Below are 15,359 nucleotides of genomic sequence, written 5' to 3' on the forward strand. Positions count from 1 at the left end.
AGATCGCTTTTATTGAAGCCGAATGAGCCATGACCGGCAGGTCATGGTGCTGTCCTACCCTCGGGACGCTGCAGCTTGAGCGTGAAGGCCGCAGCGATGGCGGCGGCGGCCGCACTCGCGATGATCGGGCCGAGATAAGTACCCGTGCGGTCGAACACGAAGCCGGCGGCAGTCGGACCGAGGAGAGCCGCGATACCGACGCCGGTATAGAGATAACCGAGCATGGCGCCGATGTTGCGGGTGCCGAAAAGATCGGCTGCAACGGCGGGATAGAGACCGACACAGCCTCCATAGACCGCGCCGAAAACCACGGCGAAGATGGCGAGCATGGCAAAACCATCCGCGAAAGCCCACAGGACGAAAGAGGCGGCCACACCGGCGGTCAAGGCCGCGAGCATGCGCACCGCACCCAGACGATCGCCAAGGCCCGCCAGCACGAAGCGCCCGAACACATTTCCAATGCCGATCAGAGCAATCAGGGTTGTCCCGGCGTCGAGCGGAAGGCCAAGATCGCGGGCGGCTGGAACGATATGGACGTAAGGGATGAAAATGCAGAAGGAGCCCAGAACGATAACAAGATAGAAAAGCGGGAACCCGGGCGTGCGCCAGGCGGCAAGCGGGCTGAGCGTCGCCGGCGTCGGTGTCGCCGTGTTCAAATCGGCGGCGGCGCGGCGGCGGCGAATGAGCATGGCGGCTGGAGGACCGACGACAGCGATCACGGCGGCAAGCATGAGAAAGCAGCCGCGCCAGCCGAGATAGGGGATGAGACGACCGACGGTGAAGGGCAAGACGAGCGTTCCGAGCCCCAGGCCCGCCGTCGCGATGCCGGAAGCCCGGGCGCGTTGGCGGACGAACCAGGACTGCACGGCCCCGATTGCCGGCACATAGGACAGCCCGATGCCGATACCGACGCCGGCGCCATAAGCGACGTAAAGCATGGGAAGCGAGGTGGACCGGCTTGCCGCGACGTAACCGATGACCATCGCAATGACGCCGGCGGCGACGAGCCTGCTGGTCGACCACCGATCGGCAAGTGGCCCGGCGACCGCGCCCAGCGAATAGAAGATGAAGGCCCCGATCGAGAAGACCAGCGCGATCTCGCCGCGCGATGCATTGAACTCGGCCGACAAACCCGGAAACAGCGCCGAAAAGGCGTAGGCGGAGCCAAAGGTGATGGCTGTCGTGGCATGCGCACCGGCAACGACACGCCAGCCATATCGCGTGTCGGGTTCTTCTTGGCTAAACTGAAGCATGGGATTCCGTGTGGGGCTTGCTGCAAAAATCGCAATAGAAGTAGGCTTTTGCGACAGATAAATACAGCAGCTTTTTGCGCCTGGAGTCAGGCTGCAAGTCGTCCGAAACGGCAATGGAAATGGACGCGAACATGGTCTTCGCAGTTCCTGCCGGACTGCTCCGAAGGCGGCGCGCAGCCCGACCGCACGGCCGCCGGCGAGACTTACCGTCTTAAAACGCGCACCTGCTTCAAAAGCCGCACTTCTATTCAATAGCGGGCCCATGCGCGAGTGCATAACCTTGCGGGATAGTTGTTCAATAGCGGCCACACGGGAGGGAGTGGAACAGCAGGCGGCTGTGGGAAAGCAAACTGGCTCACTCAGCATAAGCCGACCGCGCCTGCGCCGCCGCCCGCTCCGATTTCCGCCACAGATAATTCGAAGGTGCCTTGTCCCATGCCTTCAAGGCATGGGGAAAGACCTACAAAGTCTTTTTCGGAAGAAGGCTAACGGCATAGATATGCAGCAACGGAATACGAGAGAAGTTGCTTACAGGCGATGTTCTCCATCCGGAAACATACGACGTTACAATAGTTTGCCGCCAGTGCATTGCAACATTTCCACGATACCCCATCGTCTGGCTGCTCCAGTCTTCTCATCCATGGACGGGCATCGGAAGATGCCGTGGCCCATGCCTCATCAAACATCTGAACCGCCTACCCGCTTAACTCGCAACAAGGAATACAGAAAATGAAACTCTACCAATCGAAGGGCTCGCCGAACTCCCGCCGCGTCCGCATCCTGATCGCAGAAAAGGGCCTGGACGTCGAACTCGTTCCGGTGGACCTCGGCGCCAAGGAGCAGTTCTCCGACGCCTATCGGGCGATCAATCCTCGCCAAGTCGTCCCGACCCTGGTGCTCGACAACGGCACGGCGATCGGCGAAGTGCCCGTCATACAGCGTTATCTCGATGAGGTGCATCCCGAGGTGCCACTGTTGGGCTCGCCCCCCGAAGAGCGCGCCATCGTCGGCATGTGGGACCGCCGCGTCGAGACGGAAGGCTTTGCTTCCGTCATGGAGGCTATCCGCAACACGGTTGCCGGCTTGAAGGATCGGGCGATCGCAGGCCCGCATAACTATGCCCAAATCCCGGATCTTATCGAGCGCAGCAAGCAGCGGGTCGCCAACTTCTATTCCGATCTGGAAAGCCGTCTGCAGACCGCACCCTTCGTTGCCGGAGAGAAGTTCACGGTGGCCGACATCACGACGCTCGTGACCATCGATTTCGCGACCAATGCGATCTCCATGCCGATCCCGGACGGCGCTGCAGCCACGAAGGACTGGTATCAGAAGGTGTCCAGCCGCCCGAGCGCCCAGGCCTGAGGCGTTCGCCATCCCCGAGGAGTCGTCACGCATTGTCGGCTCCTCGACCCTTTGGATCAGGGCGGTCAGCGGCCTGCCAAACACTGGCTCGCCACCAACGCAACGGCATCCTTCCGTGGTAACCGAATGCGCCGGGGCTTCCCGATCCGGGCAAATCGTCCAGTCTCCATCCTATCGATGATCCTGCGGCGTCGTTGCGGCGAATACAGGCCCCTGCGCTCAGATTGGCCGGCGGAGGCTTTTTCGACCGGAGACACGCGATCTGGCCTGGCGAGGTCCACCTTCCAATTCGAAGCCATCGACCATGTTCGCAGGCGGGCCGGCCGTCCCTCATTTCCGTTTCGGCATTTTTGGAAACCGGTCGCTTAAACAGCGAGGTTTTTGAGTCCGTGGTCGATTTTCAAGCTGTCCAGCAGCGCTTGGGGTTCGAAATATGCCACCCATATGTCGATCGCAAGTCCGTTGCGGACTGTCCAATGTTCGGAAATCTTGATCATGTCATCTCGGCCGGTGAGACCGAAGTTGCAAAGCGCGACGGCCTTCTCGCCATCCGCAAAGAAGACGTCGTAGCTGAAGCGGCCGAAGTCGAGGACGTCGGGCAAGTTCGGAAGGACCTGATCGCGGAAGAAGGCGCCACCATGATGCACACCGCCCCACGGAAGATAGTTCGGCGCAGTGGTGATGAAGTCGGGATGGAGATAGGGAGCAAAGTCCGTCAGCCTCTTCTGCACGCCGGCCTGGTAATAGGCATCGACGACGGTAAGCGTCTCGCTGGTTTTCGAATGTACGGCCATAGGGCAATCCTCGCTGGTGGTCGGCTATGGGAAGCGGACCAGGTCCATGTCTCGTTTTCGTGGCTGCAAAGTAGGCTGACGCACATCGGAATGATTGAAAGCTCATCGCAGCTTTAGAATTTTCCGAACTGAAAATGCCTTGCCTGCGCTGGCGGGCTACCATCCGTTTTGGAGTTCTTGCAGTGAATCTGCCTGCCGTTGTGAAGAGCCTGCAATCGACTCTTCGCCAATCGATACCGCGCATAGGTTTCGAGCTATGAGGCCGCCTTTAGAATATGGACCGTAAGGTGGGCGAGATGCGGTTTCACCGTTTGAAGGAATAGACCGAGGTTTGCGCCCTTGTTGTGCGCATCCAGAGCTTCGGAAGACGTCCACTTTTCGACCACCATGAACGAGTCAGCGCCTATCCGGTCTCCACCATCCGCATCGACCAGCGGCTGATATTCGATGCATCCTTCCTCCTCGAGGACGAGCGGTCGCATCTTGTTGAACGCTGCGAGGACAAACTCGCGTTGGCCAGGACTTGCGGTCAGCATTGCCACAACATGTATCATTGGGTGATCCCTTATGACCTCCTTCAAACTGCGTACACGTTGGCGGCGGCACGCTATTGAAGGATCTTGATCGAAAATCGAGTAGCCTTGATACCGGCGTACCATGGCACGCGCGGATATAGCCAAAGAAGATGCAGCAAAAGCCGCTCCGTCCGGCCGACAACACGGATGGTCATTTTGAGCGACCGGGACTTTTCGATCCGGACGGAGTATCGTCTACCCGACTGCCATGTTGAGACGTGATCCGGGTGTCGCCGCTGACGGCTTCCGGCCGGTTTCCTGATCCGCGGAAGCCGGTTCTCCGCCAAACTGATAAATCGTGAGGATCGCGACGTGGCTGGCGACAAGGGCGAAGATGTCTGCCACTTCGGCAGACTTTCGCAGCCTTTCGAAGGTCTCCGCGGACCGCCATCCAAGGGATATCGAAATCGGCCGCCCCCACTCGGGCTCCTGAGGTTCACCATCCGCCCTCACATCGAACCAGATGCATTCCGGGTTCGCCCTGACGGCGTCTGCCACGCGGTCCAGAAAGCGCAGCAACGGCTGCGTTCTGCCGGGCCGTACGCGGGCATCTACCACAAGCTCTATCATGGCGAGTTCCTTTAACCTTCGGGGCATACTGACAGCAGGACGGTCGGCGCTATTGAAGACTCTTGAGGTAGAATCCATTCCGCCTCGTCGCGGTTCCCGGAAGCCGGCGGAAAGCCTGACATCGTGTTTGAGACCAGCCTCATCCGTGTCTCGATCCACAAGCCCGAACCATGGCGGCGATGGATCGGAAGAGCAGCCGTGGCAATATATTCCGGGCCATCCCCAGTATCCCATTGCGCCGGCTTCATCAGCAGTCAGGCCCTCGATCTTAACGACGAGCAGCAGTGACATCATGAATAGCCATGCCTCGCCGGCATGACTGCCAACCAACAAAGTCTTTCACTAACAGACTGGAAAACAATAGCTTTTCCCTCAGGGAAATCATCCCTGGATAGAAGGAAACAGAACTATGGGAAAGCTCTCAGGTAAAACAGCGCTCGTGACGGGCGCCTCTCGCGGCATCGGCCGCTCGGCCGCCCTAGCGCTTGCGGATGCGGGCGCCACGGTGCTCGTTCATTACTCTCAAGCCGGGCCGGAAGCCGACGCCGTCGTCACTGAAATTCGCAGCAAGGGCGGCAAAGCCGAAAAGCTCAAGGCCGATCTTTCCACCGCGAATGGCCCGTTCGAACTCGCCGAACAGGTCAAGAAAGTCACCGGCCGGCTCGACGTTCTCGTAGCAAATGCGGGCGTCTCCAAGGCCGCATCCATCGAGGAAACCCGCGTCGAAGACTTCGACCACCAGTTCGCGGTGAACGTTCGCGCACCGTTCTTCCTCGTGCAACAGCTCTTGCCGATCCTTGGAGAGTCCTCCAGCGTCGTGCTGGTGTCTTCACTGGCCGCTCATGCGGCTGTCGGAAACCTTCCGGCATATGCCGCAACGAAGGGCGCGATCGACACTCTGGTCAAGCATTTCGCATCCGCCCTCGGTTCGCGCGGCATCCGCGTGAACGCGGTTGCTCCGGGCGTCGTCGCCACCGACATGTCGAACTTCGCCAAGACCGAAGCCGGCAAGGAATTCACCCTTGGGATCCAGGCGATCAAGCGGGTCGCGCAGCCGGTCGATATCAGCGGTGCGATTGCGTTTCTCGCATCCGACGATTCCCAATGGATCACGGGCGACACACTCCGCGTCGATGGCGGCTCGAAGCTCTAAAGACAAGCCTCCCACATCTGCGGCAGTCCAGGGTGGGAGACGATCGCAAGAAAACTGGCTGCCGGCGGCACGGTGGAAGCGTTGTCCGAGATGCGCGGAAAAGCCGGACTGCCGAAAGTGGGGTTCGTCCCTCGATGCCGCCGTTTCGCGGCCTTACTCCAAGGCAACCTATCAAAAGATGGCCAGCCCTACTTAGGCGGTCTTGGATGATGAACTCCCTATCTGCCGATTTGATCCCCTGCCCCCAGGTCGCAGGCTCGCCCTCCCCCACCCGTCAAAGATAATCGACACCCACAGATAGCGACGTTGTCGACCGATATCATCACCATCTATCAGCACAGTTCCCTCGCAAGAGACGGGTGCGTTGGGTTCGGCACGTCAACTGCGCCTGCGGCCGAAACGCGGAGGTCGATCCGTGGCGGAATGGAGCAGCTGGCGCAGGAGCATGCGCGGCACCGGCTACCACCAGCGCATATGCCGGCATCCAATCAGCAAACGTTGGAGGAAGCTATTTGCAAAAAAAGCTCGGTGGCAGCCCGATGCCAAACCATCTGATGCTCGTGTCCACGAGACGCGCGCTTTGGGCGCGCGTCTCGTCCGTCAAGGCATCCGGCGACTATTCGGCCGCGAGCGCCTTCAGGAAGGGATAGTCTGTGTATCCCTTCTCGGTTCCACCATAGAAGGTGTCGCGATCATAGCGGTTCAAGGCCGCCCCGGCGCGGAGGCGCTCCGGTAGATCGGGATTGGCGATGAAGTGACGTCCGAAGGCAACGAGATCGGCATCACCCGAAGCGATCACGGCTTCGGCTTTCTGGCCGTCGTAGCCGCCCGCGGAAATGATCGGCGCCGAGAAGAGCTTCCGCAGCCGGGCAGTGGCGATCGGGTGCTCCATGCGCTCGACATCTTGCGAGCCTTTTACGCGTGGCTCGACGATGTGGAGGTATGACATGTCGAGCTGGTCGAGACGCCTGGCGACATGATCGAACAGGCTTTCCGGATCGCTATCGCCCATTCCATTGAAGGTGCCGCTCGGCGAAAGACGGACACCGAACCGTTTCGCGCCCCAGACGGATTTGACGGCCGTGGCGACATCGAGCAGGAACTGCGCGCGCTTCTCGACTCCGCCTCCGTAGCGGTCCGTCCGCTTGTTGGAGATGTCCTGAAGGAATTGGTCCGGCAGGTAACCATTGGCGGCATGGATTTCGACACCATCGAAATCAGCCGCCACGGCGCGGGCCGCAGCCGCGCGGTAGAGTTCGACGACGTCTTGAATCTCGTCTTCGGAGAGCGCCCGTGGGGGCGTCGCCGGGACCCAGCCGTTCCGCGTGTAGGCAAGGCCGTCATAAGGAACAGCGCTCGGCGCGACTGGAACGCGGCCTCCGTTCAGATCCTCATGGGAGGTACGTCCGACATGCCAAAGCTGAAGATAGATGCGGCCGCCCTGGGCGTGAACCGCCTGTGTGATCCGAGACCATCCGGCGACCTGTTCGTCGTTATAGATGCCGGGCGCGCCCAGATAGCCGCGGTTGTCGGGGGTTATCGTCGTAGCCTCGCTGATGATCAGGCCGCCGTCGCTGGCGCGTTGCTTGTAGTATTCGACCATCAGATCCCCTGGAACGTCGGTGTCGAGGTTGGCGCGCAAGCGCGTCAGCGGCGCCATCACCACTCGATGCTTGAGGTCCATTTCGCCGATCCGGACCGGCGAGAACAGGCCGTGTTCTGATTGCAGACTCATCTTCTTTCTCCTTGGATTGCAGTGATTTGCGTTGAAATCTCGGGATGCCGGGGGTGTCACTTACGCAGCAGCGTCGAATTGTGGAGGCTGTGCCTCCGATCGGTGCTCAGCCGGAACCCGGTCACACCGAATGGATTGGCTTGAGGTTATGTCTCGATGGATGGAACCGGCGGCCGTCATGACCGCCGGTGACGGGCAGCTAGGCGACCTCGGCGACGTCGATCTTGGCGGAGACGCGCCCGAGGGTCAGGACCGTGAGCAGCGACAGGGCCGATAGCGTTCCCCCGATATACATCGCATTGAGCAGGCCCAGCTGGTCGACGACCACTCCCCCGACGAACGAGCCGACGGCGATGGAGATCTGGAAATTCGCGACGAACAGAGCCATCCCGCCTTCGGCAACGTTGGGAGCCGCCTTGGCCATCCACATCTGCAAAGCGACAGGCATGGCGCCGTAGGACAGGCCCCAGATCGCCAGCAGCGCCAGCGTGCCCACCTGCGATGTTCCGACCACCGGCAACAAGAACATCGGCAGCATCAGGAAGACGATCGTCGCAATGAACGTCTTTCGGATGCTGCGTGAGGCACCCGCGCCGCCTGCGAAATTGCCGGCCAGACCGATCGCGGTATAACCAAGGAGGATCGAGGAGATGGCGCCGCCACCGAAGCCTGAAATCTGCGCCAGAAAGGGCGTGACGTAGGTATATGTGGCGAACTGCGCAACGAGCACGAGAAACATCGCGGCCAGCCCTATGCGGCCTTGCTGCGTCTGCGCGATTCCCAGCAGATCGGATGGGCGGACGCGCTGCTGGACCTCAAGCTTCGGCAGCGAGCAGATCTGCGCGACGAACGCGAGAACGGAGATCGCAAGCGCGGCTCCGAAGGCCGCCCGCCAGCCGACGACATCGCCGATGAGTGCGCCCGCCGGGCCGCCGATCAGCATCCCGAGCGACACGCCCGCGAAGATGATCGAGGTGGCCCGCCCGACCTGGCTCTCCTCGACAAGACGCCCGCCCAGGCCCGCGCCAATGGCCCAGAAGCCGCCCAGGCCGACGCCGAACAATATGCGGCCGAAAATGAGGACCATGAAGTTCGGGGCGATCATGGATACCAGATTGGAGATCGCCAAAAGAAACGACAGACCCAGCAGCACCAGGCGCCGGTCGTGGTTCTTGATCGCCACGGTCACGAAGGGCGCGGCGACGGCTGCCAGGAGACCGGGTGCCGTCACCATCAGGCCGGCGGTACCTTCAGAGACGTCGAGCCCGTCGCCGATATAGCGCAACAGGCCGACCGGGAGGAATTCGGTCGTGCAGAAGACGGTTGCGCTGAGAGCGACGGCAAACACGCCCAACCAGTTCGAATTTTTATCCTGCGACATAGGTAGATATCCTTTGCATTTGAGCCCGACGCACGGCGGCGTGCGTCTAGAGCCGTGATCCGCCGTCAGCCTGGACGACTTCGCCGGTGATCCACCGGGCTTCATTGGAGGCGAGGAAGGTGACGACGCGTGCGACGTCCTCGGGGCGTCCGACGCGCTTCATCGATTGCATGGCGAGCGTCCGCTCCCTGCCCTCGTGCGTTCGCACGAAAGAGGACATCTCGGTCTCAACGATCCCCGGCGCGACCGCGTTCACGCGGATGTCATGCGGGCCAAAGGCGCTGGCGAGATATTTTACGATGGTTTCCAGCGCGCCCTTCGTCGCGGCATACGCTGCATGCCCGCCGATCGGTGAGCGCGCCGCGAGAGACGAGATGAATATGACGTTGCTGTCGGTGCACATGATCGATCGAAGCTGCTGCACGAGGAACAGCGGCGCCCTGACGTTGACGGCGAAGAGCCTGTCGAATTCCTCGATCGTGAGATCCTCGATCGAGGCCGGGACGAAGATACCGGCGTTGGCGACGAGGATGTCGAGGCGTCCGCCGATGATTTCCTTCGCGCGCTTGGCAAGCCTGTGCGGCCCGTCCGGTGCGGAAAGGTCCGCGCTGATCTTTTCGGCGCGTGAGCCGAGGGAGCGGATTTCGGCCACGACCTGATCTGCCTCCCGTGCATGCCGACCGTAGTGAACGATGACCTGCGCGCCCTCCTGGGCGAGGCTCAGAGCGGTCGCACGGCCGATCCCGCGCGAAGCGCCGGTTACAACCACCGTCTTCCCTGAGAGCTCGGCCATTGCGTATTCCTTTCATAGGTTCGGGACGCAAGCGGCCCTCTGGCCATCCTCGTGGATGGCCAGCGCGTCCTGTTGGGCTGCCGGAGCTGTGGACTAGAAGTGGTTCTTATCCAGGAACGTCGAAACGTCCGATACGAACAGTTCCGGATACTGGTACTGGGAACCGTGGCTGCTGTCCGGGTAGAGGATCAGCTGTGCGTTCGGAAGATTCTGCTGCAGGATAAATGAGTTGACCGTATAGATGATCACGTCGTTGCCGCCGTTGACGACCAGCGTCGGCTGATTGATCGACTTCAGGTAGGCATGGGGATTCTCGCGCGGAGCGCCCCACTTCCCGAGAGCTTCGATCTGCGCCGGTGCGACCTTCTCGCTGACCTCATGATCGCGTCCCTCCGTGCGGAGGCGAAAGCGCTTCAGAAATTCGCGGCCTGCGGCCTGGCTCCTGTCCGTGGGGGTGAAGAAAACCCCCAGCCACAGGTCGTCGGGGTGCTCGTAGGTCCCGCCGAACACCGCCAGGGCTTCCGGGGTCAGCGTTTCCATGGCCTCACCGCTGCGCGGACCGGTCCCGACGAGGATCAGCTTGCGCACCAGATCGGGGGCGGCGAGAGCCATTTCCTGGGCGACAAGGCCGCCCAGCGAGAAGCCGAGCACATCCACCTTGGAAAGGCCGAGCGCCTTGACGAAGGCGACGGCGTTCGCCGCCATGCCCTCGATCGTGGTCGGAACCTCGCCGGAGGTGGTCGAAATCCCCGCGTTGTTGAACAGGATCACTTCACGGCCCTTGGCAAGGCCGTCCGTGACAAGCGGATCCCAGTGATCCATTGTCCCGGTGAAGTGCATGTTCATGACGAGAGGAACGCCTTCCGGATTGCCGAAGCGGCGATAGGCGAAATTCACTCCCGCCGCCTCGACGAACTGCGTCGGCGCAGTGTGATGCGTAGTCATGATGATGCTCCTAAGATGCTGCAGTTGATCGAGATCAGCCAGCGGTCTTGCCGCCGTCCACCGTGACGACCTGGCCCGTGACGAAGGAAGCCTGCTCGGAGACGAGGAAGGCGATCGCGTGAGCCACGTCCTCGGGCTTGCCGATACGGCCGAGCGGGACGCCCGACGCGAGCGCGGCCTTGTTCTCCTCGGTGCCGGTGAAGCGGTCGAGCATGCCCGTATCCGTCGGGCCGGGCGCAACTGCGTTGACACGGACGCCCGAGCCGGCGACTTCAAGGGCGGCCGACTTGGTCAGGCCTTCCACGGCATGCTTGCTGGCAGAGTAGACCGAGGCATAGGCGGCGCCTTCGTGACCGTAGGTCGAGGAGATGTTGACGATGCTACCCACGCCGCGCTCCTGCATTACGCGCAGCTCGTGCTTCATGCTGAGCAGCGTGCCGAGAACATTGGTGTCGAAGGTGGCGGCGTAGCTTTCCGCGGTCTGGGCGGTGACGAGGCCGGGCTGTCCTTCGGTGCCGGCGTTGTTCACGGCGGCGTCGAGGCGGCCATGCAGGCTGATTGTCTGGTCTACAAGGTTGCGGACGTCATCGTCGTTGCGAACGTCTGCGCGTATGAACGAAGCAACTCCGCCGCCTGCATTGATCTCTTCGGCAAGGGCATACCCCTTAGGTTCGTTGCGGCCGGAGACAACCACCTTGTTTCCCTGCTTGGCAATTTCGATAGCGGCTGCGCGGCCGATGCCCGTCAGCGCTCCTGTGATCAGTACTACACGTTCAGACATGGCTCAAATCCTTGATATTTCTGTTAAAAGACGGAGTCTTCGGGCACTGCGTCGCAGCTGCTTTCCGCTTCCGTTGAGTAACTGTGTAGGCTTGTTCAGCTGCATTGAAAAAGACTTTGTAAGTTGGTAGATATACCTCTGAAGCATGGAGTCTATCGTTATGGAACTTCGTCACCTGCGTTACTTCATCGCCGTCGCCGAAGAGGGCAGCCTTACTCTCGCGGCGGAAAAGCGCCTTCATACCGCGCAGCCGTCCCTGTCGAGGCAGATACGGGACCTGGAATACGAGGTGGGAGTACCGCTGCTCCTGCGCAGCGCCCGCGGCATCGAATTGACCGCCGCCGGAAAGGCGTTCCTCGATCACGCCCGGCAATCCGTTACGGAAGCGGAGGCCGCCGTCGAAGCCGCCCGCAGGGCGGCGGAGCCGGACAAGCCGGTTTTCTCGATGGGATTTCTGACGGGGATGGAGGTCGAGTGGCTTCCGATCGCATCGCGCATCCTGCGCGACGAACTTCCCAATATCGAAATCAGGGTCGTCAGCCAGTATTCCCCCCAGCTCGCCGAGGATCTGCAGAGAGGCAAGCTTGACGTCGCATTCCTTCGCAACGAGCAGAAGCAGAACGTCGAATACCGGGTCGTCGCCAGCGAGCCGCTGGTGGTCGTTCTGCCGAGCGATCATCGGCTCGCTGCGGAACACGAAATTGACCCTCGTGATCTGGTAGGTGAGATCTTCATCGGCATGTCCGACATCCCCCATGTGCTGAGGGGTGTCATAGACGGCTATTTCGCCAAGCTCGGCCTCGACATCAAACCCACCCATGTGATCGACAATTTTGCGATGGCCATCTCGCTGGTGGCGTCCACACGCGGGGTCTGCCTTCTTCCTGCCTACGCGGAAAACTTCCTGTCGTGGTCGGTCGTCAGCCGCCCTCTGAAGGGAGAAAGCCCGACCATCGATCTGATGCTGGGCTACAACAATCTGAACACGTCGCCATTGCTGCGCCTGTTCCTCACGCGGATGGAAAACCAGGCTGTAACACCGGCGCGCTAGGGTCTTGGGTGAAGCCATTGCCTGACGGTTCCTTCCGTTAGAACGCCCCTGGAGGCTGGAGACATGCACCTCATAGCGTCTCGCCCGCCGAAGCCATCGCGGCGAGGCCTGTCGTTGCTGCCTTGGTCTAACACCCGCCCCGTTCCGGCTATTGGATGATTCCCGCCACTTTTGAGCAATCGTGCAGCGAAGCATCCGAAGGCTGAGATGTTGGGTATGGAGCTGCGTGGATGCGGCAGACGAAGAAAGCAGGACCTCAGGCAAAACCCGAGAGCGCCGGCCTACAAGACAAGAGACGGTCCGACCGCGCGCATCGAACCGCCCGCTCAGCCCGAAAACTCGTAGTCGTACGGCGCGTCAACGCCATGCGCCGCAAGGGCCTTGTCCCGGATCCAGGCCAGGGGAGTGGTTCCGACAATCTTGCTGAACGTCCGGGTAAAATGCGCCTGATCGCAGAAGCCCAGGGTCAGGGCCACATGGGCGAGCGACATCTCTTTGCGGAGAAGAAGGGATTTCGCGGTCTCTATCCGTGCTTCGATCAGCCATTGATGCGGAGCTTTTCCCGTCGAAATCTTGAATGCGCGGCAGAAATGGGCGACGGACATCGTGACAATTTCCGCAAGTTCGGAGAGTGCCGCGGTCTCTGCGATATTGTCCAGCATATGGCGCTGAACCTTTTGCAGCTGAAAGGGCGCCATGCCTCCGCGGGCGAGAGATCGCGGCTTCTGACGATGCGACCTGGCAAGCGCAATCATCATCGCGGATGCGAGCGTATCCCCGAAAAGAGAGTCGTCGGATAGCGACGACTGACATTCATGCGCAATTAGCTTCGACAGATCCATGAGACGCTGGTCGAGAAACATCAGCTTCGGAATGAGCTTTCCGGACGATCCCGTCACCTCGTCATAGACATCCTGAAGACGGCTTTCATCCACTTGAACGAGCAGGTGTCGAAGAAAACGCACCCTTTCCGATGTTCCCCCCGCCCGGAAGCTTTTCGGCAGAATGCTGACAGGTCCCTCGTTAAAACGCTCCAGATCGCTTTCCGGTCCGGAGCTTCCGGCGGCATCGACTACAAACTTGCCGCCCACAACCTCAAGGACGACGGAAATCCTTGCCGATGACGAGTCGATTTCCACTTTCATGGAATGCTCGGCCTCCACATAGTCGAGGGTCGCCGAGACGTGGCTCCATGTTCGTCTGTAGCGCTGCGTGATGACGCCGCCATGGTACACGACCGGATCTGTGGCAGACCAGCTTGGCGAACCTTCGGCCGACCGGAGAGGCAAGCCCGATTTTATCGAGGCCGGGTGGCCATCGGACGGAAGTGCCGTAGCACGAGCATTTGCCAACATAATGATAGTCCCCTCGTCGAAACCTGGGGAGACGATCGGAGGAGGAGGGACGAAAAACAAATTATACGTTGTGAGAAAATGTGGACGCTATCGGCTCTTCCGGGCGCACCTGGCAATCGAATGCCAATGCAATCCCTCGATGGCCTTGGCACTTTATGGGACATTCGATCTTGCGATCGAAAGACGTCGAATATCGTTGCCGAGCCTGTAGATTTTCGCGTCGCCTTCGATGTCGACCAACATCACCGACTTGAGGATGAGCGAAAGAAAACGATCAGGGAATGCACTACGTTCGCTCGCCGTGCGCGCGCAGGCAGCAAACGCCGCATCCATTTCAAATGGGCCGGCAAAGACGGAGAGCCGACGGAGCACGTCCTTCTCTTCGTCGGACAGCATCCTGTAGCTCCAATCGACGTTCGCACGTAGAGTCCGATGCCGGTCAGGCCGCGCATGGCGCGCTTCCAGGTCGAAAATTCCGTCCTCCGGGATATTTCGCAGGGCTTCGACGCCGCCTCGCCTGCAGTGAACGGCGGCTATCTCGATCGCAAGCGGCAGTCCGTCCAGGCGCCTTGAAGCGTCCGCCACCATAATCCGCTCGGACTCGGAAAGCGATCCAGCATCCAGATGCCCCCGCATCAGCAGCACCTCCACCGACGGATAGGACAGAATCCGTGGCCAACTGGATCCGGCAGGCGGCACCGCAAGCATCCCAAGCCTTCGCTGCCGTTCGCCGGCCGTCATCAGCGGCGCTCTGCTGGTGGCGATCACGAACAGATCTTTGAAGGATGCAAGCAGTCTTCGAGCCGTCTCTGCCGCGAAAATCGTGTCCTGCTCGCAGCCGTCCAGGATCAAAAGCGCACCGCCTTCGCTGCGCTGAGCCTGCAAGGACGCCATAGCGGTCGATATCATCCCCAGACCATGGATTGCCGCGACGTTCACCACCAGGACGCCACGGGAAAACCGCTCGCGCAGATCGTCGGCGATTGCCAGAGCCAACGACGTCTTTCCCACGCCGCCGGCACCGACGATGGTGAGGAAGCGATCCGATAGGAGCGTTCTGCCAAATGCCGCGATCTCGTCCTTCCGGCCCGCCAATTCCGTTTCCCGCCAGAACGAAATTTCCCGTTCGCTGTCCGGGTCGAGTGCCTTGATCCGCGCCTGCGTCTCCGAGGGCGCATGGAATCCCTCGCTTCCGTCGGGATATTTCGGGTTAACTTCCGCAATGAAGGAATAGCCTTTGCCCGACAATGCGGCAATGAACCTGCATTCGCTTGATTGGCCCAGGGCTTTGCGTAGCGGGGCGATGTGAAACCTGAGCTGAGAGGGATCCATCCTTCTGTCCGGCCACACTTTTCCGACAATCTCTTCGCTCGAGATAGTTTCGCCTCGACGCTCCACCAGGCACGCAAGCAGATCGAACCCGCGGCCAGCGAGACGCATGGGCCTGCCGTCGCGCGTCAGCTCGCGGCGCAGCGTATCGAGTTCAAACGATCCGAAGCAGTACCGCATTCGCTCCTTTCCCAGGCAACCCCGATCGGCTTCCATGTTCGGCCGGGTTGATGCGGCATATCCGCCGCGCATATCATATCAACCGCGGCGAACTCCTCTTTG

Annotated in this window: 14 protein-coding genes and 1 pseudogene; 3 read left to right on the forward strand and 12 right to left on the reverse strand. The window is 60.8% G+C overall.

Translation table 11 applies throughout. The features are described 5' to 3' along the window. Positions 1 to 41 precede the first annotated feature (41 nt). Positions 42 to 1,253 (reverse strand): MFS transporter, encoded by a 1,212-nt coding sequence (locus GR212_RS31815; protein ID WP_163993128.1) that lies wholly within the window; start codon positions 1,251 to 1,253, stop codon positions 42 to 44. A 729-nt stretch (positions 1,254 to 1,982) separates the two neighbouring features. Here GR212_RS31815 and GR212_RS31820 point away from each other — a divergent pair. Next, positions 1,983 to 2,615 (forward strand): glutathione S-transferase family protein, encoded by a 633-nt coding sequence (locus GR212_RS31820; RefSeq protein ID WP_163993130.1) that lies wholly within the window; start codon positions 1,983 to 1,985, stop codon positions 2,613 to 2,615. 365 nt (positions 2,616 to 2,980) lie between these two features. Here GR212_RS31820 and GR212_RS31825 read toward each other — a convergent pair whose 3' ends face one another. The 3 genes from GR212_RS31825 to GR212_RS31835 all read right to left on the reverse strand — a co-directional run bounded on the left by GR212_RS31825 (position 2,981) and on the right by GR212_RS31835 (position 4,554). Continuing rightward, a complete protein-coding gene (locus GR212_RS31825) occupies positions 2,981 to 3,409 on the reverse strand; it encodes a nuclear transport factor 2 family protein (RefSeq protein WP_163993132.1) in 429 nt (142 codons plus the stop codon). A 254-nt stretch (positions 3,410 to 3,663) separates the two neighbouring features. Beyond that, a complete protein-coding gene (locus GR212_RS31830; RefSeq protein WP_163993134.1) occupies positions 3,664 to 3,963 on the reverse strand; it encodes a putative quinol monooxygenase in 300 nt (99 codons plus the stop codon). Between the two features lie 216 nt (positions 3,964 to 4,179). Continuing rightward, positions 4,180 to 4,554, reverse strand: a complete 375-nt coding sequence (locus GR212_RS31835) for a putative quinol monooxygenase (RefSeq protein ID WP_163993136.1) — start codon at positions 4,552 to 4,554, stop codon at positions 4,180 to 4,182. Between the two features lie 409 nt (positions 4,555 to 4,963). On the opposite strand from GR212_RS31835, the gene GR212_RS31840 reads away from it, so the two are divergent. Then, complete coding sequence (locus tag GR212_RS31840) at positions 4,964 to 5,707, forward strand: SDR family NAD(P)-dependent oxidoreductase (protein ID WP_163993138.1); 744 nt, start codon at positions 4,964 to 4,966, stop codon at positions 5,705 to 5,707. A 616-nt stretch (positions 5,708 to 6,323) separates the two neighbouring features. Here the strand turns inward: GR212_RS31840 and GR212_RS31845 are convergent. The 5 genes from GR212_RS31845 to GR212_RS31865 form a co-directional block, all read right to left on the reverse strand. Continuing rightward, positions 6,324 to 7,442 (reverse strand): alkene reductase, encoded by a 1,119-nt coding sequence (locus tag GR212_RS31845; RefSeq protein ID WP_163993140.1) that lies wholly within the window; start codon positions 7,440 to 7,442, stop codon positions 6,324 to 6,326. A 199-nt stretch (positions 7,443 to 7,641) separates the two neighbouring features. After that, positions 7,642 to 8,823, reverse strand: coding sequence for an MFS transporter (locus GR212_RS31850; RefSeq protein ID WP_163993142.1), 1,182 nt, complete (start codon positions 8,821 to 8,823; stop codon positions 7,642 to 7,644). Between the two features lie 46 nt (positions 8,824 to 8,869). Continuing rightward, positions 8,870 to 9,616, reverse strand: coding sequence for an SDR family NAD(P)-dependent oxidoreductase (locus GR212_RS31855; protein WP_163993143.1), 747 nt, complete (start codon positions 9,614 to 9,616; stop codon positions 8,870 to 8,872). Positions 9,617 to 9,709: 93 nt separating this feature from the next. Beyond that, positions 9,710 to 10,561, reverse strand: coding sequence for an alpha/beta fold hydrolase (locus GR212_RS31860; RefSeq protein ID WP_163993145.1), 852 nt, complete (start codon positions 10,559 to 10,561; stop codon positions 9,710 to 9,712). A 34-nt stretch (positions 10,562 to 10,595) separates the two neighbouring features. Continuing rightward, the gene (locus GR212_RS31865; protein WP_163993148.1) at positions 10,596 to 11,342 is read right to left on the reverse strand and encodes an SDR family NAD(P)-dependent oxidoreductase; all 747 of its coding nucleotides are present in this window, start codon (positions 11,340 to 11,342) and stop codon (positions 10,596 to 10,598) included. 160 nt (positions 11,343 to 11,502) lie between these two features. Between GR212_RS31865 and GR212_RS31870 the strand changes: the two genes are divergently transcribed. Beyond that, complete coding sequence (locus GR212_RS31870; protein WP_163993150.1) at positions 11,503 to 12,393, forward strand: LysR family transcriptional regulator; 891 nt, start codon at positions 11,503 to 11,505, stop codon at positions 12,391 to 12,393. Positions 12,394 to 12,719: 326 nt separating this feature from the next. Here GR212_RS31870 and GR212_RS31875 read toward each other — a convergent pair whose 3' ends face one another. From GR212_RS31875 to GR212_RS37855, 3 genes and pseudogenes are all read right to left on the reverse strand, one after another. After that, on the reverse strand, positions 12,720 to 13,748 hold the full coding sequence (locus tag GR212_RS31875) for a helix-turn-helix domain-containing protein (RefSeq protein WP_163993152.1): 1,029 nt from the start codon (positions 13,746 to 13,748) through the stop codon (positions 12,720 to 12,722). Between the two features lie 153 nt (positions 13,749 to 13,901). Beyond that, entirely contained in the window at positions 13,902 to 14,843 is a 942-nt protein-coding gene (locus GR212_RS31880; RefSeq protein ID WP_246726142.1) for an ATP-binding protein, read from the reverse strand. Positions 14,844 to 14,984: 141 nt separating this feature from the next. Beyond that, positions 14,985 to 15,329 (reverse strand): annotated as a pseudogene (locus GR212_RS37855) (winged helix-turn-helix domain-containing protein); the annotation flags it as partial. Between the last annotated feature and the right edge of the window lie 30 nt (positions 15,330 to 15,359).

The sequence above is a fragment of the Martinezella lusitana genome, from assembly GCF_010668395.1.
Classification (GTDB): Bacteria; Pseudomonadota; Alphaproteobacteria; order Rhizobiales; family Rhizobiaceae; genus Rhizobium; species Rhizobium lusitanum_A.